A 21,636-nucleotide genomic window follows, 5' to 3' on the forward strand; every position below is an offset into this window, starting at 1 on the left:
GCCGCCACCCGTCGATCAGAGAAAATCAGCGAAAATTATCGGCATAGGCCTGGATCTTCAGGCGGCGCGGAGGTGTCTGTTCGATACGCACGGTGATGCCGTACTTCTCGGCATAGGCCTTGGCTGCCTCCAGATCAGGGAATTTCAGCACGACCTGCTGCTGGGTGTCGCCCGATCCTGCCCATCCGGTCAGCGGATCGGGTTTCTTGGCTTCGGCGGGTTCGAATTCGAGCACCCACAGATCGGTAAGCGCGCGGCCCGACTGCATCGCGTTCTTGGGGCGCTGATAGATTCGTGCGGCCATTGATGTGTTTCCGTCCCGGGAATATGTGATGCTCGCGCCTTTGCTACAGCGCGGGGCTGCGGGTCAAGGGCGGTGTCGCATGAAATGCCTTGACCGTTGCACAACCCCATAACCACCTCCGCTCACCCTGAGCTTGTCGAAGGGCCCGCGCCTACGCCAGCCAAATAGCGGGGCCTTCGACAGGCTCAGGCTGAGCGGCCATAAGCAATTCTTTATGCCCCGCCTGTCTCAAATCCCCTGCCGCTTCTTGGTCGCGAGGCTCGCAACCGCTTCCCAGGGCGTATCGGGCCAGTGATGGCGGGGATAGCGACCGCGCATGTCCTTGGCGACATCGCGCCAGCTGCCGCGCCAGAAGCCGGGCAGATCGCGTGTCGTCTGGATCGGGCGTTCGGCGGGCGAGGTCAGCGAAAGGACCAGCGGGATGCGATCCCGTCCGACGGTCGGATGCGCGTCCAGCCCATAGAGCGCCTGCACCCGAAGTTCGACCGTCGGTCCGGCACTCGCGGCGTAATCTATAGCGTGGCGTGTACCGGCGGGGCTGGCAAACTCGGCGGGCGCAATCCGCTCGATCGTCTGCATCGCATCCCATCCGGCCAGCCCCTCCAGCGCATTGTGAAGATCGCCGGCGCTGACGCTGCCCAGCGCCCGCTTGCCCACCAGCAGCGGCGCGAGCCACTCTTCGAGCGTCTCCAGCAATCGCTCGTCATCCAGCCTGTCCACGCCGGCAAACGCCGCACGCTGACGCAGGGCGAGCGCCTTGTCGCCCCAGTCGAGCAAACCGAGCCCGTGATCGCGCACGCCCTGCAGCAGCGCGGCCAGCACCGCCCCGGCGTCGGGCGCGGGATCGGGCGCGCTCGCGAGCCGGATCGCGCCCAGCCGCCGCTCCAGCCGCGACTCCACCCGTCGTCCATCGGCCACGAAATCGCAGCGACTGACCCGCTCCATGCGCTGCGCCAGATGCGTGTCGACATCGGCCGCGTCGAGCGCAAAGGCGCTGAGGATACGTGCGTCTGCCGCCTTGCCCTGAACCTCGCCGATCGCCAGCCACCCTGCGGTGATCAATGGCGAGGCCGGATCGAGCCGGAAACTGCGCCCGCCCGCGCTCGCCCAGGTTTCACCCGAAGCATCGCGGCGCCTGGCTACGCGGTCGGGATAGGCAAAGGCGAGCAGAACGGCAGGTAGCATGTCGCGCGCTTGACCTCCCCCAGCCTGCCGCTCAGCGAGCTTCGCCCAGCGTTCGGCGAGCTTGCGCGACTTGGTTGCGCGCTCGCCCCGATCGCTGCGCCAGCGCGTCAGGCGCGTGTCGAGATCATCGCCTTGGCCGCCCAGGCCGCGCTCCTGCAAAAGCAACGCGATCTCCGCCGCCAGCAGCGCGCACCCTGCCTCCGCACCCTTGAGCAGCATCGCAGCGAGATGCGGCGGCAGCGGCAGCGCGGCAATCGATCGTCCCAGCGGCGTGATTGCACCGCCTGCATCGACTGCACCCAAGGCTTGCAGCCGCTTGCGCGACTCAGCCAGCAGAGGTGCGGGCGGCGGATCGAGCCAGTTCAACCGGGCGGGGTCGCTTTCCCCCCAGGCAGCGCATTGCAGAACCAGAGGAGCCAGATCGCTGTCGAGAATTTCCGGCGGATCGAACGGTGGCAGCCCCCCGGTCGCCGCTTCCTCCCAAAGGCGATAGGCAACGCCCGGCCGCTGCCGCGCGGCGCGCCCTGCGCGCTGGATCGCCGCGGCCTGACTCGCGCGTTCGGTAACCAGCCGGGTGGTCGCAGCCATCGGATCGTAACGCGCCCGACGCGCGAGCCCGCTATCGACGACGATGCGGACACCGTCGATGGTCAGACTGGTTTCGGCAATGCTGGTCGCGAGAATGATCTTGCGCCGGCCTTGCGGATCGCGGCGGATGGCAGCGCGCTGCTCCACCGGGGTCAGCGTGCCATGCAGCGGCAGCACCGCGATGCCATCGCCGAGATTGGCCAACCGCTCCTCTGTCCGCGCAATCTCCGCGACGCCGGGCAGAAACGCCAGCACATCACCTTCGGCCTCGTCGCGCAGCGCGGTGCGGATCGCCTGGGCCATGCCCTCCTCGATCCGCTGCTCGCCGCGCCGCCCCAGATAGCGCAATTCGAGCGGGTGCGAGCGGCCTTCGCTCTCGATTACCGGGGCTCCCTGCATCAACGCGGCAAAACGCGCCCCATCGAGCGTCGCGGACATGGCGAGCAGCCGCAGATCGGGCCGAAAGGCTGCCTGCGCCTCGAGCGCCAATGCCAGCCCGAAATCGCTGTCGAGGCTGCGTTCATGTACCTCGTCGAACAGCACGGCGGAAACACCTGCCAGCTCCGGATCGGCCTGGATGCGGTTGACGAATATCCCCTCGGTCAGCACCAGCACGCGGGTCGCGGCACTCGCCCTGCTGTCCATGCGGGTCGAATAGCCGATGGTCTGTCCCACGGGCTCGCCTGCCAGCTCGGCCATGCGCTCGGCAGCAGCGCGCGCGGCCAAGCGGCGGGGCGAGAGCAGCAATACCTGGCCAGCACACCAGGGCTGATCGAGCAGCGCGGGGGCGACCGTGGTGGTCTTGCCCGCGCCGGGGGGTGCGACGAGCACAGCGTTGGAGCGGTTGCTCAGCACCTCCAGCAGATCGGGCAGCACGGAATCGATGGGGAGGATGGCCATAGATGATTCCCCTATCCGCTTGTCCCGAGCGAAGTCGAGGGACGTACGCGCCAACGTTTGCGATCAGGTCCCTCGACTTCGCTCGGGACAAACGCAAATCTCATGACTGTTCAGGCGTATAACCCCAGCCCGAACCGCTCGCGCAGCGCCCAGCGACCGACCATGAGCACGGACACGACCGCCAGCCCCGCCGCCAGCCCGATCCACACGCCGACGCCGTCCCAGCCGAGGCGGAAGGCGAAGAACCAGGCGGTGCCCATGCCGACCACCCAGTAACCGAAGGCCGCAAACAGCATCGGCCAGCGCGTGTCCTGCAGCCCGCGCAGTACCCCTGCTCCGACTGCCTGCACCGCATCGACCAGCTGGAAGATCGCGGCGACCAGCAGGAAGCTCAGCGCTAGTGCGAAAGCAGAGGCGGCGCTCGCATCGGCAGGATCGATGAACAATCCGACCAGCGCGCCGGGAATCAGCGCCATGATGGCCGACATCAGACACGCCGCGAGCACGCCCAGCCCCAAGGCCGCCCATCCCGCGCGCGCCGCGGCTTGAGCATCGCGCGCGCCATGGTGCAAGCCGACCCGCACCGTGGCGGCCTGGGACAGGCTGAAGGGCACCATGAAGGCGAACGAGGCGATCTGGATCGCGACGGCATGGGCGGCCAGCGAATCGCGGCTGATCAGGCCCATCAGAAACGCAGCCGAACTGAAGATCGCAACCTCGAAGGCAAAGGTCACCGCAATCGGCAGGCCCAGCTTGAACAATGCCCGGTAGCGCCCCCAATCGGCCACCCAGAAACGCCCGAACAACCGATAGCGGCGGAAAGCGCGCACCTGTGTCACGACCAGCGCCATGACGGCAAACAGGGTACAATTGGCGATCAGATTCGCGATCGCCGCGCCCTGCAGGCCCAGTTCGGGAAAGCCGAGATTGCCGAACACCAGCGCCCAGCAGGCGACTAGGTTCATCGCGACGCCGCACAGCGTTACGAACACGCCCCAGATCGGCCGCTCGAGCGCAGAGACATACATGCGCAGCACGAACTGCAGCAGCCAGGGCAGCAGGCCCCACATCGCAATGCGCATGAACTGCCCGGCATCGCGTGCGAGGTCCGGCTGCTGCCCCATCAGCAGGAACAGCTGTTCGGCGTTCCACAGCACCGCCCATATGGGCAGGCATACCGTCAATGCGACCCACATGCCCTGACGCACCGTGCGCCGGATATCGCGTACCGAATGCTTGCGCCGCCCGCGCTCGGCCGCGATCATCGGCGAGGCTGCGGTCATCAGCCCCATGCCGAAGGTGCCGCAGGCAAAATAGAGGTTCACCGCGAGCGCCGCCGCCGCCAGCGCCTGAACGTCATATCGGCCGAGAATGATGACTTCGGTCGTATGGATCGCCATCTGCGCCAGATTGCCGAGCACCAGCGGCCCGGCGAGCAACAGCAGCGCGCGAATTTCGACGCCAAGTCCCGTCGTGACAGGCTTGCTGGGGCTGGAGGTGGCTGGAAGAGCCGTCATTACCTGAATCTCTGTCTGCCGGGGCTGCCCCGGCGATTCGGGTCAGCCGCGTTCAATAGCCTCGCGCGATGGCGAATTCGACCGTTTCTATCAGTGCGGACTTGGCCTTGCTTGCCGGAAAGCCTGCGATGGCATCAATAGCGCGCTGGCCGAAATGGCGGGCGCGATCCAGCGTCAGGTCGATCGCATTGTGCTGGCGCAGCAGCTGGGTTGCGTGTGCCAGATCCTCGTCCGACGTGCGGTGACCGATGATCGCCGCCTCCCAGAACTTGCGCTCGTCCGGGGATCCGTGCGCATAAGCGAGGATCACGGGCAGCGTCACCTTGCCGTCCCTGAAGTCGTCACCCACGCCCTTGCCCATCGTTGCCTCGTCAGAGACATAGTCGATGGCATCGTCGACCAGCTGGAAGGCTATGCCGAGATTGCGGCCATAGGCATCGAGCGCAAGTTCGACCTGCTCGTCACGCTCGGCCACCACTGCGGCTATGCGGCAGGCGGCGGCAAACAGTGCGGCGGTCTTGGCGCCGATGATTGCAAGATAGCGTTCCTCGCTGGTCTCGATCTGACGCTGTGCGGTCAGCTGATCGACCTCGCCCTCGGCTATGATTGCCGATGCGCCCGAGAGGATCTTGAGCACCTTGAGCGAGCCGTCTTCCACCATCAGTTCGAACGAGCGGCTGAACAGGAAATCGCCCACCAGGACTGTTGCCGGATTGCCGAACACCAGATTGGCAGTCTTCTTGCCCCGGCGCAGGTCCGAACCGTCGACCACGTCATCGTGCAGAAGCGTGGCCGTGTGAATGAACTCTACAGCTGCGGCCAGCTTGTGGTGCCGGGTGCCCGGATAGTCGAGCAGCCGGGCAGAGGCGAGCGTCAGCATCGGCCGCATCCGCTTGCCTCCACCGGCGATCAGATGCCCGGCAAGTTCCGGAATCAGAGGAATCTTCGACTGCATCCTGTCGAGAATGACACTGTTTACCGAATTCAGATCCTGAGCGACGAGCGCCATGATGGGATCGAGGCTGGGAGCGGTGGCAGGTGCGCCCGCAGGGCGGCCAATCGGGTGAACAGTCGCGGTCATGGGTTGCGATGTGGCAATCCGCATGGCTTAAGGCAAGCGCAAAGCGCAGTCATGACAGAGGCATGCGCGATTCTGGCAAGGGCATGAGAGTTATGGCGCAAGATCCGGTTCTGGCAGCCTTTCGGCAGAGCATCGACAATATCGATGCGGCACTGATCTTCATGCTTGCCGAGCGGTTCAAGATCACCAAGGCGGTGGGCGAATACAAGGCGAAGACCGATCTTCCGCCAGCAGATCCGGGCCGCGAGGAAGAACAGATTGCGCGAATGAAGCGGCTCGCGGCCGATGCCGATCTGGACCCCGAATTTTCGGAAAAGTTCCTGCGCTTCGTGATCGACGAAGTCATCCGCCATCACGAAAAGATTCGCGATCAGGGCTGATCGCTCAACGGGCGGCCTCGCGCTCCTTCGGCGTCATCAGCACGCAGCCCCAGCCTTCGCGAAATTCCGCGCTTTCCGATGCCATCAGCGGCACCGTCGCGTCGATCCGCCTTTCCTCCGCTGCCTCGCTCAGGCTCACCACCTCCATGCCGGGCTCCAGGTCCTTCTCGCAATCGCCAAGCTCGCGTCCGCCGATATAGCGGCAAGAACACACGACACGGGCGGAATAGGCGGCTCCTGTCTGGCTATAGGCGCGCAGGCTGGGCCAGAGCCAGGCCAGCACGGCAACCAGTATGACCGCCAGCGCCAGCACTATCCATTTGAGCCTGCCGCCAGCGCCCTGCATCGCACTGATATTTCGAGTTGCCATTGATCCCTGCCTGATTGATGGAGGCGGGCATGAAGCACCGCATCCTTCTGGCCCTTGCCGCAACCGGCCTTCTCGGCGCAACCGCTTTCGGACTTTACGGGATCGAAGGCCGCGCGGCCGACAGCGGCGAGACGATGATCGCCGATGTGCCCGGCGTTCCCACCGCCGCGCTGAATGCCGAGATCGACAAGCTGTTCAGCGAGGACGAATTTGCCGAAACCCGCGCGCTTCTGATCATGCGCGGCGGCGAAATCGTCGTCGAGCGTTACGCGCCCGGCTATGATCGCGACACCCGGTTCATCAGCTGGTCGATGGCCAAGAGCGTGACGGCTGTGCTGGTCGGGCTGATGGTCGCCGACGGACGGCTGGCGCTCGATGCCCCTGCCCCGGTGCCAGACTGGCAGCGCCCCGGCGATCCGCGCGGCGCGATTACCCTGAGGCACTTGCTGCACATGTCCTCGGGCCTGCAGCATACCGAAGCGGGCGATCCGCCCTACGAATCGGATGAGGTGCGGATGCTGTTCCTCGACGGGCGCGACAACATGGTGCGCTATGCCGAGGGTCAGCCGCTCGAGGCCGAGCCGGGGTCGAAATTCGAATATTCGACCAATAGCAGCGTAATCCTGTCCGACATCATCACCCGCCAGCTCACCGACAGCAAGGACCCCGACACGCGCCGCCGCGCGATGCTCGAGTACATGCGCGGGCGGCTGATCGAGCCGCTGGGCATGAATTCGATGGTGCCCGAATTCGACGCCTCAGGCACACTGATCGGCGGATCGATCATCCAGGCCAATGCGCGCGACTGGGCCAAGCTCGGCGAGTTCCTGCGCAACAAGGGCTCGATCGCGGGCAACCAGTTCCTCACCCGCGGCTGGGTCGACTTCATGCTGACCAGCTCGCCCAACGATCCGGCCTATGGCGGACATATCTGGCTCAACAAGCCTCGCGCTGCCGGGCTGAAAAAGGTGCTCTATCCGGATTTGCTGCCGGGCGATGTCTTCGCCGCGCAGGGCCATCTCGGCCAGTTCGTCATCGTCAGCCCCAGCCAAAAGCTCACTCTCGTTCGGCTCGGCAAGACGCAGGATGATGAGCTCGATCCAGTCAAGGAACAGCTCGGACGAATCCTGGCGCTCTTTCCGAGGGACTAGGCCAGACGCGCCGCTTCTGTCAGTCTGACCCCAGCCGAATCTCAGGGGGACTGCCGATGACCTTGCTTCGAATATTCGCTGCCTTGCCGCTTGCGTTCGCCGCGCCTGCGCTGGCGCAGGACGGATCGGGCTATGCAGCCACGCAAAGGGCCGAGGCCGCATCGTTCGTGCCAGCCGAGTTCAAGGTCCCCACGCTGGTCGAGGGCCCCGGTTTCAAGCTGGTTCCGCTCGGCCCCGATCTGGTCAGGGTCGATTTCGAAGCATACATGTCATCGATCGAGCATCTGCAGAAGACTTTCACGCGATCGACCGCCTGGCCGCATCCGAACATTTCAGACGCCGATGCAATGAAGGACATGCAGACCGAGCAGGGCCGTTTCCAGCGCCGCGAATCCTTCGCCTATGCAGTGCTGACCCCGGACGGCAAGCGAGAGCGCGGCTGTGTCTATGTCTATCCCAGCCCCGTCCCCGGTTATGACGCAATGGTCACCTTATGGGTGACCAAGGCCGAACATGACGCGGGCTTCGATGCGAAACTCTATGCCTGGGTGCAGCAATGGATCGCGAAGGACTGGCCGCTGCGCAGCGTCGCCTATCCGGGCCGCGCGATCGACTGGGGCACCTGGGACGCGCTGGAGGCGGCGAGCAAGGCGAAAACGCCAGGCTGATCGCCTCGCCCTTCCACGTGCGCGACGGGAAAGCCGACGCGACCTATTTCAGCCGGAAGCTACCCGTTACGACGGTAAAGCACTTGCCCGCCAGCACCGCCCGGTCGCCCTCCAGCGTGCAGTGAAGCTGCCCGCCGCGTCGGCTTGCCTGATAGGCAGTGAAGCTGCTGCGCCCCAGCCGCGCGGCCCAGAACGGGGTGAGCACCGCATGCGACGATCCGGTCACGCTATCCTCGTCGATGCCGACACCGGGCACGAACACGCGGCTGAGCACATCGGTGTCCTTGCCAGGCGCGGTGCAGATGAACTGGTGGTCACCCAGGGCCGCCAGCGCCTTGAAATCGGGCTCGAGCGCGAGAACGTCATCGGCATGATCGAACAGCAGCACGTTGTAGCGCCCGACATGCACATGGCATTCGCTCGGCAAGCCGCCCAGCAGCGCAGTCCAGTCGGGCAAGGCCACCGACTCGGGCGGCAGTGCGGGCAGCGACAGCGACAGCATGTCGCCCTCGCGGCTGACGCTGAGCACACCTGCCTGGCGTGTGAGAAAGCGTACGGTATCGCCCGCGAAGCCCTGTTCGAAAACATAATGGCCCGAAGCGAGCGTCGCATGACCGCACATCGCGACCTCCACCGCAGGGGTGAACCAGCGCAGTTCGTAATCCGCCTCGCCGCTTTCGACCGGAACGATGAAGGCGGTCTCAGCGAAATTGTTCTCCTCGCCGATCGCCTGCAGCACCGCATCGTCGGGCCAGGCATCGAGCGGCATCACCGCCGCCTGGTTGCCGGTGAACGGACGGTCCGCAAACGCGTCGATATGGCAATAGGGCAAGGTGTCGGGCAGATCGGTCATGTCAAACGTCCTTACGGGTAAAGCAGGCCTTCATTCCAGCCGGTCTCGGTGCGGGTGAACACACGGCGATGGTGCAGCCGGTGATCGCGGTCCTCCCAGAACTCGATCCGCTGCGGGGTGACGCGGAACCCAGACCAGTGCGGCGGCCGGGGCACGGGCTTGTCGGCAAACAGCTTTTCCACTTCGGCAAAGCGTTGCTCGAAGATTCGCCGCTCGGGCAGCGGCCGCGACTGGTCCGACGCCCAGGCCCCCAGCTGCGAATCGCGCGAGCGGGTGGCGAAATAGGCATCGGCAGTGGCATCGTCGACCGGCGTCACCGGCCCCTCGATGCGGATCTGGCGGCGCAGCGACTTCCAGTGGAACAGCAGGGCGGTATGCGGGTTGGCGAGCAGTTCGCCGCCCTTGCGGCCTTCGTAATTGGTGTAGAAGATGAACCCATCCGGCCCATGGCCTTTCAACAGCACCATGCGCACCGAAGGATGGCCTTCGGGATCGGCGGTGGCGAGCGCCATCGCATTGCTGTCGTTGATCTCGGTTTCTCGCGCTTTCCTGTACCAGTCGTCGAACAGCGCAAAGGGGTCGTCGGCCATGTCCATCCTGTCTCGTCGGTCGCGGGCTCGCTTGACTGCCTTAGCCATATAAGACACTGGTGAGTCCGTCGGCGCGGTTTATGGCGCATGGGCCGCGCGTTGAACAGGATTTTGCTGAAGGGAGCGCGCGCCGATGTGGGAGCAGATTTTCGGGATCGCGAATCTCGTCGCGATGATCGGCTGGGCGGTGCTCATCCTCGCCCCGCGTCGCGATATCATGATGCGCGCGCTGTTCTTCGGCCCCGTGTTCCTGCTGGCCCTGGGTTATGCGACTGGCCTTGCCCTCGTCATGACCGGGGTAGTTCCGACCGACGGCGGCGCGGATTTTTCGACGATCGAGGGCGTGCGCGCCATCTTTGCCAGCGATGCCGGGGTGACCATAGGCTGGGTGCATTACCTCACCTTCGACCTGTTCGTCGGTCTGTGGATCGCGCGTAACGCCGATGCGCATGGCCTGAACACGCTGAAAGGGCGGCTGATCCAGGCACCGATCCTGCTCTTCACCTTTGCTGCCGGCCCGTTCGGCCTCGCGCTTTACATCATGTTGCGGATGATTTTATGGCGCGCCCCCTCTGACCGCCGCATCCCGGGTTGAAAAATGCCCTGCCCCTTCCCCAGATATTGTTGTAAATCGGCAACAATGGATAACCTGACCAACAATGGCGACCACATTCATGGCTGATCCCTATTCAATTCTCGGCGTGTCCAAGGGCGCAAGCGAGAAGGACATCAAGAGCGCGTATCGCAAGCTCGCCAAGGAGCTGCACCCGGATTACAACAAGGACAATCCGGCCGCAGCCGCGCGCTTTTCCGAAGTGACGCGCGCCTATGACCTGCTGTCCGACAAGGACAAGCGCGCGCGTTTCGATCGGGGCGAAATCGATATCGATGGCAACCCGGCCGCGCCTTTCGGCTTTGGCGGCGGCGGCTTTCGTCAGCAGAGCCGGTCGAGCGACAATGCGGGATTTTCCGGCTTCGGCAATGACGGAATCGATTTTGCCGATATCTTCGACGGCCTGTTCGGAGGCTTCGGCGGCGGAGCGCGCGGCAGCAGTTCGGGCCCCTATAGCGGCACCCGGCAGAATGCGCCAAAGGGCGCCAACGTCGCCTACAAGATGGCGGTCGATTTCACCGATGCTGCGACGCTCAAGCCGCAACGGATCACGCTGGCCGATGGCAAGACCATCGACCTCAAGCTGCCCAACGGCGTCGAGACCGGCACCAACATGCGGCTGTCGGGCAAGGGCCAGCCCGGCCCCGGCGGCCCCGGCGATGGCATCGTGACGATCGAAGTGCGCCCGCACCGCTTCTTCCGCCGCGATGGCGACAATGTCCGGCTCGACCTGCCGATCACCCTGAGAGAAGCCGTGGCTGGCGGCGAGGTGCGCGTACCGACGGTCGATGGTGCGGTGATGATGAAGATCAAGCCAGGCAGCCAGTCGGGCCAGCAGATGCGCCTCAAGGGCAAGGGCTTTCACGGCAAGAACGGCGTGCGTGGCGACCAGATCATCGAACTGCAGATCCGCCTGCCCGAAGGCGGCGATGCAGCGCTGAGCCAGTTCGTCGACGGCTGGGGTACGAGTTACGATCCGCGCGCCGGGCTGACCGGGTAAGCTCGGCACGACTGGATGGCCGTTACCGATCTTCTGCAGCCTGAAAAGCGCAAGCAGCTGCAAGCCGCATCGCTGGCGATCATTCGCGAGGTTGCGGCGAATGTGCTCACCCATGGCGGGGTGGTCGCGGGCAATTTCGCCTATCTCGCGCTGCTCAGCGTCTTTCCGTTCTTCATCGTGGCGGCCGCGCTGGGCGGCGTCTTCGGGCGCAGTGAATATGGTGCGGAAGCGGTTCGGGGCTTTCTCGCGGCTGTACCGCCTAGCGTGGCATCGGTGATGGCCGCGCCCATGGAAGCAGCGATGACGGCGCGTACCGGGCCGCTGCTATGGCTGGCTGTCCTGGTCGGGCTGTGGACTACGGCCAGCCTGATCGAATCTATCCGCGCTGTCATCCGTCGCGCCTATGGGACCGAAAGCAACAAGCCGTTCTGGCAGTACCGATTGGGGTCGATGGCGCTCATCATCGTGGCCGTCATTGCCACCATGCTCGCGCTCAGCGTGCAGGTAGTTCTTGCGGGGGCTGCAGAAGTGATCGCCAACAGCCTGTATTTCCCCGGGGAATCCTGGGCACTGGTGGCGATGAGCCAGCTTTTCACCTTCGCGGTGCTGCTGCTTATGCTGTTTCTGGTTTATGGCCTGCTGACCCCGCTCCGATATCGCGAGGCGGGGCATCCGATCTGGCCCGGGCCGGTTTTCATCAGCTTCTGGTGGATGCTGTGCCTGGCAATCCTGCCGAGGTTTCTCGCAACCTTTGCCAATTATGATCTTACTTACGGCAGCCTTGCGGGCGTCATGGTCAGCCTCATTTTCTTCTTTCTCATTGGCCTTGCTATGGTAATCGGGGCCGAATTGAACGCCGCCATCGCGCGGGCGCGCGGCGGTTTGCCGCAGGGTACAAAGACAGACTGAAGGATCACGACATGGACGGACTGATGAAGGGCAAACGCGGCCTCATCATGGGGCTTGCCAACAACAAGTCGCTCGCCTGGGGCATCGCGCAGAAGCTCGCAGAACATGGTGCCGAACTGGCGTTCAGCTACCAGGGCGAGGCTTTGGGCAAGCGCGTCATCCCGCTCGCGGCAGAGCTGGGCAGCGACTTCACCTTCGATTGCGACGTATCGGACATGGATGCGCTCGATCGCGCTTTCGAGACCCTTTCCGAACGCTGGCCGACGATCGATTTCGTCGTCCATGCGATCGGCTTTTCGGACAAGAACGAACTGCGCGGGCTCTATGTCGATACTAGCCTCGACAACTTCCTGATGACCATGAACATCTCGGCCTATTCGCTTGTCGCGGTTGCGAAAAGGGCGCGAGCGATGATGCCGAACGGTGGCTCGATCGTGACGCTGAGCTATTATGGCGCCGAGAAGGTCATCCCGCATTACAACGTCATGGGCGTCGCCAAGGCCGCGCTCGAGACCAGCGTGAAATATCTCGCCAACGATCTCGGCCGCGAGAATATCCGCGTCAATGCGATCTCCGCCGGCCCGATCAAGACGCTGGCTGCAAGCGGCATCGGCGATTTCCGCTACATCCTCAAATGGAACGAATATAACGCGCCGCTGCGCCGCAACGTGACCATCGACGATGTCGGGGGCGCGGGCCTGTACCTTTGCTCGGACCTGTCCTCGGGCGTGACCGGCGAGACGCATCATGTCGATTCGGGCTATCATGTCGTCGGCATGAAGCAGGAAGACGCGCCGGACATCGCGCTGGATTGATGCGCCGTGCCGACGGTCCTACGCGAGCGTGGCTTCCGACTCTTCTTCTATTCTGACGAAGGCAGCCCGTTGGAACCTTGCCATGTTCACGTCACCAAGGGCGATGGTGAAGCCGAGTTCTGGCTTGGTGATGAAGTGGCGGTAGCCTTCAATCATTGTATGAACCGGCGCGATCTTGCGATGGCAATGATGATCGTGCGCGCGAACCGCAGCGCATTGGAAAGGGCCTGGCATGGATATTTCGGTTAGCCCCACTTCGGCGCATTGCGATGATGACACCCTCTGGGTGAACCTGTCGGACGGGCGCACGCTCGGCGTGCCCCTGGTGTGGTTTCCCCGCCTGCTCGATGCGAAACCGGAACAGCGTGCTGCGGTTACCCTCTCCCCGCGCGGCCTGCATTGGGAAGAAATCGACGAGGATATTTCAGTCGCGGGGCTGATTGCCGGTCGCGGGGATCAGACCCTCCCCTCCTCACGCGCCGCCTGACCGTCCGCCGCGCACTGGACAGCGCGCGCGCTTTGACGCAAAGCGCGCGCAAATTCCTTTCTGCCTGACGGGACAGCCGCATGAGCTTCAACACTTTTGGCCGCGTATTCCGCTTCAGCACCTGGGGCGAAAGCCATGGCCCTGCCCTTGGAGCAGTAGTCGATGGTTGCCCGCCGGGATTGACGCTCAGCGAAGCCAACATCCAGCCGTTCCTGGATGCGCGCCGCCCGGGCACCTCGCGCTTCACCACGCAGCGGCAGGAGCCCGATGCGGTGCGCATTCTTTCCGGCGTGTTCGAAGGGCGTACCACCGGCACGCCGATCTCGCTGATGATCGAGAATGTCGACCAGCGATCCAAGGACTATAGCGAGGTCGCCAAGGCCTATCGCCCCGGCCATGCCGATTATGCCTATGACGCCAAATACGGCTTTCGCGATTATCGCGGCGGCGGCCGGTCCAGCGCGCGCGAGACGGCAGCTCGGGTGGCCGCCGGAGCCGTCGCGCGGCTCGTCATCCCCGAAGTGACGCTCACCGCCTATGTGTGCGAGCTTGGCGGCGATGCCATTGATCCGGCGCGGTTCGATGCGGCGGAAATCGCCCGCAACCCGTTCTTCTGCCCTGATCCCGAAGCCGCGAAGCGCTGGGAGGCGAAGGTCGATGCCGCGCGCAAGTCGGGCAGTTCGCTGGGCGCGGTGGTCGAATGCGTGGCCTCCGGAGTGCCTGCAGGCTGGGGCGCGCCGCTTTATGCCAAGCTCGACAGCGAACTCGCCGCCGCCTGCATGTCGATCAACGCGGTCAAGGGCGTCGAGATCGGCGACGGCTTTGCCGCTGCGCGACTGAGTGGCGAGACCAATGCCGACCCGATGCGACCGGGCACGGATGGTGAGCCCGAATTTCTCGCCAACCATGCCGGAGGCATTGCAGGCGGCATTTCGACGGGCCAACCAGTGGTCGTACGGGTCGCGTTCAAGCCGACCAGTTCGATCCTGACCCCGGTCGAGACGATTACGCGTGACGGCGAAGCGAGCGAGATAGTCACCAAGGGCCGGCACGACCCGTGCGTCGGCATTCGCGGCACCCCGGTGGTCGAGGCGATGGTGGCGCTGGTGCTGGCCGATCAGAAGCTGCTGCACCGCGCGCAATGCGGTTGAACGCGCTTTTCCCCTATAGCTGAAGCACCCCTGCCGTAGCGGTAGTTGACGCTTACGTCACATTTTGTCGCAGGGTGATTGCCTCGCGGCGGCAAATGGCTAGCATGGCTTTCACAAGCGACCGCCCACCCGCACAAGGGTCAGGAAGCGGCGCGACAGGAGAGTGCATGACCGTCACCCGCAACCCGGCAGCCGATGCCGGTGTGCCGCCGACCATGGCCGCAGCCGCAGTAGCATCTTCTGGCCCTGCCCCGTCGTCCGTCCAGGGCGCATCCAGTCCGCGCGTCATGCTGTGGACGCTGATGATCATCTATATCTTCAACTTTCTCGACCGGCAGATCGTCTCGATCCTGGCAGAACCGATCAAGCGCGATTTCCAGCTGTCCGACACCCAGCTCGGCCTGATGACGGGCCTGGCCTTTGCGCTGTTCTACACTTTGCTCGGCATCCCCATCGCGCGCTATGCCGATCGCAGCACCACCAACCGGGTGTCGCTGATCGCGTGGTCTGTGGCGATCTGGTCGGCAATGACCATGGCCTGCGGGGCGGCGCGCACCTTCCCGCAACTGCTGCTCGCGCGCGTCGGGGTCGGCGTCGGCGAGGCGGGCTGCACTCCGGCCGCGCATTCGCTGATCACCGACAGCGTCCCCGCCGACAAGCGCTCGTCCGCCATCGCCTTCTATGGCCTCGGCATCCCGATCGGATCGCTGCTGGGCATGGTGATCGGCGGCGGTCTTGCCGATGCCTATGGCTGGCGCACCGCCTTCTATGTCGTCGGCATGCCTGGCGTTGTGCTCGCGCTGCTGGTGCCGTTCCTGATGAAGGAGCCGCGTCGTGCAGGCCTCATCAAGGGGGCGGCCCTGCCCGCCGCCAAGGTGCAGGTTCCGGTGCGCGAGGCGTTGCGCGAACTCGTCAGTTCACGCTGCTTCGTCTTCCTCTGCATTGCAGGCGGGCTGATCGCCTTTCTCTCCTATGGCAAGGGCGTCTGGGTTGCGGTGCTGTTCATCCGCAATTTCGGCCTGACGCCGGGCGAGACGGGGCTGTATCTCGGCGTGACGCTGGGCATTTCAAGCATGATCGGAACCTGGGGCGGCGGCAAGCTGGCCGATCATTTCGGCAAGCGCGATCGCAAGCATCTGCTGACCGGACCGGCCTTTGCCATTGCGCTCGCCGCGCCCATCCTGTTCCTGGCCTATTCTGCGACCGACTGGCGCGTGGCGCTGGCCTTGCTGATCCTGCCGACGGCGATGAACATCATGTATTACGGCCCGGTCTATGCCTGTGTGCAGGGGCTGGTTCGGCCCGAAGTCCGCGCCGTCGCTGCCTCAGTCATGCTGTTCTCGCAGAACCTGATCGGTCTCGGGCTCGGGCCGCTCTTCTTCGGGATGATGTCCGATGCGTTCCAGCCTTATGCCGGGGAGGACAGCGTGCGCTGGGTGCTCTATGGCGCCGCCTGGCTCGGACTGATCCCCGCCTTCCTGTTCTGGCGCGCGAGTTTGCGGCTTACAGCGGAACTCAAGAGCGGCTAGAGGATAGTCCGTCTTTACGCGACATCTTGCGCGACAAAGAGGGGGGGCCAACAGCCTATGGACGACATCAGGCTGTTTATCGAGACATGGCAGGCGCCAATCGGGCTCGCAATTCTGGCCCTGATGTTCGTCGGCTTCATCATGGAGCGTTTTCCCGCAGCAGTTGTCGCGATTCTGGGGGCCTGCGGCTTCCTGTTCCTGGGCATCATCGATTCCAAGCAGCTGTTTTCCGTGTTCTCCAGCAGCGCTCCAATCACCATCGGCGCAATGTTCATCCTGTCGGGGGCCTTGCTGCGCACCGGCACGATCGATGCCATTGCAGGCGCGATCATCAACCGCGCAGCCCGCCATCCGCGCATGGCAGTCGCCGAGATGTTCCTTGGGGTTTATGTCGCCTCGGCCTTCATGAACAACACGCCCGTTGTCGTCGTGATGATCCCCATCATCATGCGATTGGCGCAGGCGACCGGCTATTCAGCCAAGAAACTGCTGATTCCGCTCAGCTTCGTCTGCATCCTGGGGGGCACGACAACGCTGATAGGAACCTCGACCAACCTGATCGTCGATTCGGTCGCCAGAGCCAACGGCTTGCCGGCTTTCGGCATTTTTTCGATCACGCCCTATGGTCTTATCGCCGGGGTTGCCGGGATGATCATGCTGGCCACCTTCAGTTCATGGCTGTTGCCGCGCGAGGAGAACAGCCTGGCAAGCGGGACGAGCAGCGACGAGGTGTTCGTGACCGAACTCACCATCCGCAACGCCTCCACGCTGCGTGGCAAGACCCTCGGCGAAACACCCATTGCCAAGCGCTCCAAGATTCAGGTGACGGCCATCAAGCGCAACGGGCGCTATATCCGCCACAACCTGCCGACCGAAATCCTGCAGCCGGACGATGTCGTGGTGATACGAACCGACCTTCCCGAGCTGATGTCGCTGCGCAAGAGCCAGGATTTCAAGGTCGGCATCGTGCGCAAGGGCGATGTGGGGCCGATGGGCGAAGTGGTGGTCGAAGCGATGGTGGCGCCCAGCCATCCCAGCATCGGCAACCGATTGTACGATATTCCGTTTCTGTCGATGCTCAACGTGCGCATCCTGGGGCTGAGCCGCTATCGCAACCTGCCGCGCTCGGACCTGCCCAACGCCAAGATTCATGCCGCCGACAAGCTGGTGGTGACAGGATCGAAAGCGGACATCGCGCGGATGTACGAAAACCCGAACCTTTTCGGCATCACCAACACCAGCGCGCGCGCCTTCCGCCGCGACAAGGCCCCTCTGGCCATCGGCGCGCTGGCGGCCGTGGTGATCCTGTCTGCGCTGAATGTGCTGGCGATCGAGGTCGCCGCCATCCTTGCGGTCGGCTTCATCCTGATAGCGCGCTGCATCGATGCCGAGGAGGCATGGAGCTCGATTGACGGCAACGTGCTGGTGCTGATTTTCGGAATGCTCGCCGTCGGGCTGGCGCTGGAAGAAGCCGGCAGCGTCAAGCTGGTGGTGGATGCGCTCGCTCCATTCCTTGCCGAAGCGCCGGTCTGGGCGGTGGTCTTCGTCGTCTATGTGGTGTCGGTTCTGCTGACCGAAATCATCACCAACAATGCCGTGGCCATCCTTGTCACTCCGATCGTGATCAAGCTCGGCACGGATCTGGGCATTGATCCGCGTCCACTGGTTATCGCGGTAATGTTCGCCGCCTCGGCCAGCTTTGCCACGCCTATAGGTTATCAGACCAACACCCTGGTCTATGCGGCCGGCAACTACCGCTTCACGGACTTCTTCAAGGCGGGAATTCCGCTCACCATCGGTGTCGGCCTGGCAACCTGTTTCGCGATCATTGCGTTGAGCTGATGAAACCTGCCGCGATGTCCCGGTGAAGCCGCGTCGCGTTCCTGGCGGGTGAGCGCATCGGGGGACGCATTTTGGCATTCTGGTTCCGGATACCGTTATGGCAGCGCGTGATCGCAGCGCTCGCGCTGGGAATCGCGACAGGGCTGATCTGGGGCGAAGGGGCAGTGTCGATCAAATGGATCGGAGACCTGTTCATCCGGGCGATCAAGATGCTGGTCGTGCCCCTGATCTTCTTCTCGCTGGTCGCCGGCGTCGCCTCGATCGGCGATATCCGCAAGCTGGGTTCGGTGGGCGGACGCGCGATGCTGCTGTTCCTCGTGACAGGTCAGCTGGCCGCCATATTGGGGCTGACAATGGGCACGCTTGTGCAGCCGGGCCGCGGCGTTGATGCCAGCCTCGCAGGGTCCGCAGACACACCCCCGCCAGCCTCTGCCAGCGCCACCGAAACCATATTGAAGATGGTCCCCGAAAATGTCGTGGAAGCGATGGCGACGACCGACGTTCTGGCGCTGATCGTCTTCTCCCTGCTGCTGGGGATCGGCATCCTGATGGCCAGGGAAGAGGGAGCGCCGGTGGCACGCATCTTCGATTCGGGTGCCATCGTCATGCAGAAGGTCACCATCGTCGTCATGGAGCTGACGCCTTTCGGTGTCTTTGCGCTGATGGCCTGGGTGGCAGGAACCTTCGGGTTCGAAGGGCTTGTACCGCTCGCGAAGCTGGTAGCGCTGAACTATATCGGCTGCGCTATCATCATTCTCGTATTCTACCCGGTGATGATCCGCTTCATCGCGAAGCTGCCGGTCATCGATTTCTTTCGCGGGATGGTCGATGCCATCGCCGTCAGCTATTCGACCGCCTCATCCAACGCCACCCTTCCGGTTACGCTGCGGTGCACCCAGCGCAACCTGGGCATATCGACCAGCGTGTCGAGCTTCGTGGTGTCGCTGGGCGCGACCATAAACATGAATGGCACGGCCATGTATCTGTGTCTTGCCACATTGTTTGGAGCGCAGATTTTCGGCGTGGACCTGAGCTGGGGCGATTATGCGATGGTCGCCTTCACATCGACGCTGGGTGCGGTCGGCGCTGCGGGAATTCCCGGAGCAGGGCTCATCATGATGGCGCTGGTGTTCGGATCGGTGGGCGTCCCGTTGGAAACGATCGCGCTGGTGGCCGGGGTCGATCGCATCATGGACATGATCCGAACGACCACCAACATCACCGGCGATGCTGCGGTCGCGGTTACCGTCGCCGCGATGACCGGGGAACTCGATCGCGTCGAAATGATATCCGACGACGACGTCTGATCAGCGCTTCTTCGGCTGCTTGACGAGCTTGACCGGCGTGAACATGCCTAGCCCGCAACTGGCCCCCCGCTGCAGACCACCACCGACATTCTGCACCACCGTGATGATGTCAACATTGCACAACTGAGTGAGCGAGGTGGAATAGGTAAAGGACCGGTCGAAGCCCAGATTGCCGCATTGCTGTGGCAGTTCGTTGCGATAGACCTTGCCGCCGGCCATCATGAAATCGATCGTGCGGTTGTCCCGGACCTGGCTGCCCCGGATCTGGGCAAGGTTGATGCAGCTGACTGGCTCGCCCACGACCTCTGCAGGGGGCACGCGCGATGCCTTGGGCCGATCCTCCGTGGCCAGCACCAGCGACTGGAACGCAAACAGCGCCGCCCCCGTCGCGAACAGACTGGCAGCAATCAGACGACGCGAAACACGCATGGCGAATCCTTTCCGGCGCGGAACGGCACTCACCATGGCCTGATCACCCTTGCACGGTCATGAATGGGCCGCCGATCAGCCGGCGATCATCTCCGCGAGCACGGCGACACAGTCATGTGCCAGCAGCTTGGAGCGTTCGGGGCTCCATGCCTGGTCCGGGCAGGGCAGATCATCATTGTCCTTGAACGGCATCTCCAGCGTCATCGACACGCAGCCGTGCGAGGGGCCGAAGCGTTCTGCAAGCTGGTTGGTCGACATCGACAGATTGGCCCTGCCCGCAGCCGCCTTGGGATAGCCCTTTGCGGTCTGGAAATCGGGAGTCCGGGCGGCCAGCAGATCGCGATAGCGGTTGTAGCGCACACCCTGCTCGTCGCTCCACGACGGGATGCCCTCGAACCCGGCGATAAAGACATGCGGGATGGCTTCGTCACCATGCACGTCCATCGCCCAGTGCACCCCGGTGGCATCCATGGCATTGCGCACGCACAGCACTTCGGGGCTGCGCTCGGGCGTCGGATCGTGCCATTCGCGGTTGAGGTTCACGCCTGCAGCATTGGTGCGCAGATGTCCGCGCAGCGATCCGTCGGGGTTCATGTTCGGCACGATATGCAGCGTGCACTTGCTGCGCAACAGGCGGGCATGGGGATCGGCAGGATCGGTGAGCTTTTCCAGCGCGCCTTCCATCCACCATTCGGCCATGGATTCGCCCGGATGCTGGCGCGCATAGAACCAGACCTGCACCGGCCCCTCGCCCATGGTCAGGCAATCGATCGGCTGACCGTCGAGGCTGAGCCCCAGTTCCTGATGCCGGACGCCCGGGCGGCTCGCCATTTCGGCGACCAGATCATGGTGACGTTCCATCGAATAGGGCGCAAAATACGCGAACCAGGCCACGCCCGCACCCATTTGATGGCGGATCGTCAGCGCACCAGCGGCAGCGTCATAGCTGGTGTCCGCGCGGCCCCAGAAGTCGCGATCCTCGCTTACGCACGCTCGATAACCGGGCCAGCCTTCAGGATAGGCCGAGTCCCTGAGGCCAGTAATGACCAGTTCCAGATCAGTCCCCGGCTGCGCGGCGACGCGGAAGTGAAACCATTGAAAAAAGTCCGAATCCTTGTCCTTGCGGATCGAAAGTTCGGCGCGCCAGCCGCCGTCGGGCGATGGGCCCATATGGTGAGTGACGATGTTTCCGGAATCGAAAGCGGCGGTGATGCTGGGGGTGTATGCCTGAGTCATTTCACGCTGATAGTCTCTCCAGACTCGCCGGGAAACCCAGTAAACAGACCCTGGGCCAGTTTCGCTGCATTGAGCTGGGTTTCGGCCATGGGCGAGCCCTCCTTCGCCTCGACGCTCGCCCGGCCTTCCCATAGGATGGTGCCATCACCGGCGCGGATATTGGCAAGCATTTCCGTCGCGACCTGACCCTTGGGCCGGCCGCCCAGGTTGATGCCGATACCCAGGCCCACTCCCGATCCGAACCCACCCGTTCCGCCGCCAACGCCGACACTGACAGGATTGCGGTTCTGATCAGCAGCAGCGAGTACCGATCGCTCGACACGCACGGTCGCCGTCTGCACATCGGGAGCCTGGCGCGCGCCTACCGGCAGGACCTGATAGCCGATCCTTTCCAGCTCGCGCTCCACCGCGACCGCATAGCTGCGATATTCCAGGCTGGCATTGTCCATGCCCTCGCCTGCCACGACCCGAATCGGACCTCGCCCAAGTTCTCCTGCACGATCGGGCGAGACAAAGCGCACCGCCTCGACCGGGCCTGCCGGAGAAACACATCCGCCCGCCAGCAGCGCCAGTGCTGCAACCGCCGTCCAGGCCGATCGCCGTATCGTGCCAGAAAAGCCCATGATGTCCGCGCCCTTTCTTGTAACAGGCCTTGCGAGCCCTTGGTCTGACTGCCTAACGCTTTAGGCGATGAATGGCCAATGAAGCGCAGAAAAATTGGTGCGCCAGAC

The 21,636-nt window shown here is 63.9% G+C and carries 23 protein-coding genes; 13 read left to right on the forward strand and 10 right to left on the reverse strand.

The features are described 5' to 3' along the window. Positions 1–25 precede the first annotated feature (25 nt). The 4 genes from C7451_RS03815 to C7451_RS03830 all read right to left on the reverse strand — a co-directional run bounded on the left by C7451_RS03815 (position 26) and on the right by C7451_RS03830 (position 5,575). A complete protein-coding gene (locus C7451_RS03815) occupies positions 26–304 on the reverse strand; it encodes an ETC complex I subunit (RefSeq protein WP_110297632.1) in 279 nt (92 codons plus the stop codon). Positions 305–532: 228 nt separating this feature from the next. Beyond that, positions 533–2,977 (reverse strand): ATP-dependent helicase HrpB, encoded by a 2,445-nt coding sequence (gene hrpB, locus C7451_RS03820; RefSeq protein WP_110297633.1) that lies wholly within the window; start codon positions 2,975–2,977, stop codon positions 533–535. 110 nt (positions 2,978–3,087) lie between these two features. Beyond that, positions 3,088–4,494: an MATE family efflux transporter gene (locus C7451_RS03825; protein ID WP_110297634.1), complete on the reverse strand. Its 1,407-nt coding sequence runs from the start codon at positions 4,492–4,494 to the stop codon at positions 3,088–3,090. Between the two features lie 52 nt (positions 4,495–4,546). Continuing rightward, complete coding sequence (locus tag C7451_RS03830) at positions 4,547–5,575, reverse strand: polyprenyl synthetase family protein (protein WP_110297635.1); 1,029 nt, start codon at positions 5,573–5,575, stop codon at positions 4,547–4,549. Positions 5,576–5,667: 92 nt separating this feature from the next. On the opposite strand from C7451_RS03830, the gene C7451_RS03835 reads away from it, so the two are divergent. Next, complete coding sequence (locus C7451_RS03835; RefSeq protein ID WP_110297636.1) at positions 5,668–5,955, forward strand: chorismate mutase; 288 nt, start codon at positions 5,668–5,670, stop codon at positions 5,953–5,955. A 4-nt stretch (positions 5,956–5,959) separates the two neighbouring features. Here the strand turns inward: C7451_RS03835 and C7451_RS03840 are convergent, their stop codons facing one another. Beyond that, complete coding sequence (locus C7451_RS03840; protein ID WP_244181557.1) at positions 5,960–6,325, reverse strand: hypothetical protein; 366 nt, start codon at positions 6,323–6,325, stop codon at positions 5,960–5,962. A 29-nt stretch (positions 6,326–6,354) separates the two neighbouring features. On the opposite strand from C7451_RS03840, the gene C7451_RS03845 reads away from it, so the two are divergent. Both C7451_RS03845 and C7451_RS03850 read left to right on the forward strand, forming a co-directional pair. Continuing rightward, complete coding sequence (locus C7451_RS03845) at positions 6,355–7,476, forward strand: serine hydrolase domain-containing protein (protein WP_244181559.1); 1,122 nt, start codon at positions 6,355–6,357, stop codon at positions 7,474–7,476. 56 nt (positions 7,477–7,532) lie between these two features. Further along, entirely contained in the window at positions 7,533–8,144 is a 612-nt protein-coding gene (locus tag C7451_RS03850) for a twin-arginine translocation pathway signal protein (RefSeq protein ID WP_110297639.1), read from the forward strand. Between the two features lie 43 nt (positions 8,145–8,187). Here the strand turns inward: C7451_RS03850 and C7451_RS03855 are convergent, their stop codons facing one another. Further along, positions 8,188–8,997 (reverse strand): PhzF family phenazine biosynthesis protein, encoded by an 810-nt coding sequence (locus tag C7451_RS03855; protein ID WP_110297640.1) that lies wholly within the window; start codon positions 8,995–8,997, stop codon positions 8,188–8,190. Positions 8,998–9,008: 11 nt separating this feature from the next. Further along, complete coding sequence (gene pdxH / locus C7451_RS03860) at positions 9,009–9,635, reverse strand: pyridoxamine 5'-phosphate oxidase (protein WP_110297724.1); 627 nt, start codon at positions 9,633–9,635, stop codon at positions 9,009–9,011. 85 nt (positions 9,636–9,720) lie between these two features. Here pdxH and C7451_RS03865 point away from each other — a divergent pair, with 85 nt between their 5' ends. From C7451_RS03865 to C7451_RS03910, 10 genes are all read left to right on the forward strand, one after another. Continuing rightward, positions 9,721–10,182: an ABA4-like family protein gene (locus C7451_RS03865; protein WP_110297641.1), complete on the forward strand. Its 462-nt coding sequence runs from the start codon at positions 9,721–9,723 to the stop codon at positions 10,180–10,182. A gap of 79 nt (positions 10,183–10,261) precedes the next feature. Then, positions 10,262–11,200 (forward strand): DnaJ C-terminal domain-containing protein, encoded by a 939-nt coding sequence (locus C7451_RS03870; protein ID WP_110297725.1) that lies wholly within the window; start codon positions 10,262–10,264, stop codon positions 11,198–11,200. A gap of 15 nt (positions 11,201–11,215) precedes the next feature. Further along, positions 11,216–12,109: a YihY/virulence factor BrkB family protein gene (locus C7451_RS03875; RefSeq protein WP_110297642.1), complete on the forward strand. Its 894-nt coding sequence runs from the start codon at positions 11,216–11,218 to the stop codon at positions 12,107–12,109. Positions 12,110–12,120: 11 nt separating this feature from the next. After that, positions 12,121–12,924: an enoyl-ACP reductase FabI gene (fabI, locus tag C7451_RS03880; protein WP_110297643.1), complete on the forward strand. Its 804-nt coding sequence runs from the start codon at positions 12,121–12,123 to the stop codon at positions 12,922–12,924. Positions 12,925–12,930: 6 nt separating this feature from the next. After that, a complete protein-coding gene (locus tag C7451_RS03885) occupies positions 12,931–13,173 on the forward strand; it encodes a DUF4160 domain-containing protein (protein ID WP_110297644.1) in 243 nt (80 codons plus the stop codon). Then, positions 13,157–13,411, forward strand: coding sequence for a DUF2442 domain-containing protein (locus C7451_RS03890; RefSeq protein ID WP_208625132.1), 255 nt, complete (start codon positions 13,157–13,159; stop codon positions 13,409–13,411). Before C7451_RS03885 ends, C7451_RS03890 begins: the two co-directional genes overlap by 17 nt. A gap of 80 nt (positions 13,412–13,491) precedes the next feature. Continuing rightward, positions 13,492–14,562, forward strand: a complete 1,071-nt coding sequence (aroC, locus tag C7451_RS03895) for a chorismate synthase (RefSeq protein WP_110297645.1) — start codon at positions 13,492–13,494, stop codon at positions 14,560–14,562. Between the two features lie 167 nt (positions 14,563–14,729). Next, positions 14,730–16,091, forward strand: coding sequence for a spinster family MFS transporter (locus C7451_RS03900; RefSeq protein WP_110297646.1), 1,362 nt, complete (start codon positions 14,730–14,732; stop codon positions 16,089–16,091). Between the two features lie 57 nt (positions 16,092–16,148). Continuing rightward, positions 16,149–17,933, forward strand: coding sequence for an SLC13 family permease (locus C7451_RS03905; protein ID WP_110297647.1), 1,785 nt, complete (start codon positions 16,149–16,151; stop codon positions 17,931–17,933). Positions 17,934–18,001: 68 nt separating this feature from the next. After that, positions 18,002–19,240 (forward strand): dicarboxylate/amino acid:cation symporter, encoded by a 1,239-nt coding sequence (locus tag C7451_RS03910; RefSeq protein WP_110297648.1) that lies wholly within the window; start codon positions 18,002–18,004, stop codon positions 19,238–19,240. Here C7451_RS03910 and C7451_RS03915 read toward each other — a convergent pair whose 3' ends face one another. The 3 genes from C7451_RS03915 to C7451_RS03925 all read right to left on the reverse strand — a co-directional run bounded on the left by C7451_RS03915 (position 19,241) and on the right by C7451_RS03925 (position 21,528). Then, the gene (locus C7451_RS03915; protein ID WP_110297727.1) at positions 19,241–19,669 is read right to left on the reverse strand and encodes a hypothetical protein; all 429 of its coding nucleotides are present in this window, start codon (positions 19,667–19,669) and stop codon (positions 19,241–19,243) included. A gap of 75 nt (positions 19,670–19,744) precedes the next feature. Continuing rightward, a complete protein-coding gene (locus C7451_RS03920) occupies positions 19,745–20,905 on the reverse strand; it encodes a M14 family metallopeptidase (RefSeq protein WP_110297649.1) in 1,161 nt (386 codons plus the stop codon). Continuing rightward, positions 20,902–21,528: a DUF4136 domain-containing protein gene (locus C7451_RS03925; protein ID WP_110297650.1), complete on the reverse strand. Its 627-nt coding sequence runs from the start codon at positions 21,526–21,528 to the stop codon at positions 20,902–20,904. Before C7451_RS03925 ends, C7451_RS03920 begins: the two co-directional genes overlap by 4 nt. Positions 21,529–21,636 lie beyond the last annotated feature (108 nt).

The sequence above is a fragment of the Blastomonas natatoria genome (assembly GCF_003201955.1).
In the GTDB taxonomy this organism is placed as follows: domain Bacteria; phylum Pseudomonadota; class Alphaproteobacteria; order Sphingomonadales; family Sphingomonadaceae; genus Blastomonas; species Blastomonas natatoria.

Excerpts from the sequence above, each read along its gene's own strand:
- C7451_RS03815 (WP_110297632.1), bottom strand. The coding sequence starts at position 304 with ATGGCCGCACGAATCTATCAGCGCCCCAAGAACGCGATGCAGTCGGGC.
- hrpB (WP_110297633.1), bottom strand. The coding sequence starts at position 2,977 with ATGGCCATCCTCCCCATCGATTCCGTGCTGCCCGATCTGCTGGAGGTG.
- C7451_RS03825 (WP_110297634.1), bottom strand. The coding sequence starts at position 4,494 with ATGACGGCTCTTCCAGCCACCTCCAGCCCCAGCAAGCCTGTCACGACG.
- C7451_RS03830 (WP_110297635.1), bottom strand. The coding sequence starts at position 5,575 with ATGACCGCGACTGTTCACCCGATTGGCCGCCCTGCGGGCGCACCTGCC.
- C7451_RS03835 (WP_110297636.1), top strand. The coding sequence starts at position 5,668 with ATGGCGCAAGATCCGGTTCTGGCAGCCTTTCGGCAGAGCATCGACAAT.
- C7451_RS03840 (WP_244181557.1), bottom strand. The coding sequence starts at position 6,325 with ATGGCAACTCGAAATATCAGTGCGATGCAGGGCGCTGGCGGCAGGCTC.
- C7451_RS03845 (WP_244181559.1), top strand. The coding sequence starts at position 6,355 with ATGAAGCACCGCATCCTTCTGGCCCTTGCCGCAACCGGCCTTCTCGGC.
- C7451_RS03850 (WP_110297639.1), top strand. The coding sequence starts at position 7,533 with ATGACCTTGCTTCGAATATTCGCTGCCTTGCCGCTTGCGTTCGCCGCG.
- C7451_RS03855 (WP_110297640.1), bottom strand. The coding sequence starts at position 8,997 with ATGACCGATCTGCCCGACACCTTGCCCTATTGCCATATCGACGCGTTT.
- pdxH (WP_110297724.1), bottom strand. The coding sequence starts at position 9,635 with ATGGCTAAGGCAGTCAAGCGAGCCCGCGACCGACGAGACAGGATGGAC.
- C7451_RS03865 (WP_110297641.1), top strand. The coding sequence starts at position 9,721 with ATGTGGGAGCAGATTTTCGGGATCGCGAATCTCGTCGCGATGATCGGC.
- C7451_RS03870 (WP_110297725.1), top strand. The coding sequence starts at position 10,262 with ATGGCTGATCCCTATTCAATTCTCGGCGTGTCCAAGGGCGCAAGCGAG.
- C7451_RS03875 (WP_110297642.1), top strand. The coding sequence starts at position 11,216 with ATGGCCGTTACCGATCTTCTGCAGCCTGAAAAGCGCAAGCAGCTGCAA.
- fabI (WP_110297643.1), top strand. The coding sequence starts at position 12,121 with ATGGACGGACTGATGAAGGGCAAACGCGGCCTCATCATGGGGCTTGCC.
- C7451_RS03890 (WP_208625132.1), top strand. The coding sequence starts at position 13,157 with ATGGATATTTCGGTTAGCCCCACTTCGGCGCATTGCGATGATGACACC.
- aroC (WP_110297645.1), top strand. The coding sequence starts at position 13,492 with ATGAGCTTCAACACTTTTGGCCGCGTATTCCGCTTCAGCACCTGGGGC.
- C7451_RS03900 (WP_110297646.1), top strand. The coding sequence starts at position 14,730 with ATGACCGTCACCCGCAACCCGGCAGCCGATGCCGGTGTGCCGCCGACC.
- C7451_RS03905 (WP_110297647.1), top strand. The coding sequence starts at position 16,149 with ATGGACGACATCAGGCTGTTTATCGAGACATGGCAGGCGCCAATCGGG.
- C7451_RS03915 (WP_110297727.1), bottom strand. The coding sequence starts at position 19,669 with ATGCGTGTTTCGCGTCGTCTGATTGCTGCCAGTCTGTTCGCGACGGGG.
- C7451_RS03920 (WP_110297649.1), bottom strand. The coding sequence starts at position 20,905 with ATGACTCAGGCATACACCCCCAGCATCACCGCCGCTTTCGATTCCGGA.
- C7451_RS03925 (WP_110297650.1), bottom strand. The coding sequence starts at position 21,528 with ATGGGCTTTTCTGGCACGATACGGCGATCGGCCTGGACGGCGGTTGCA.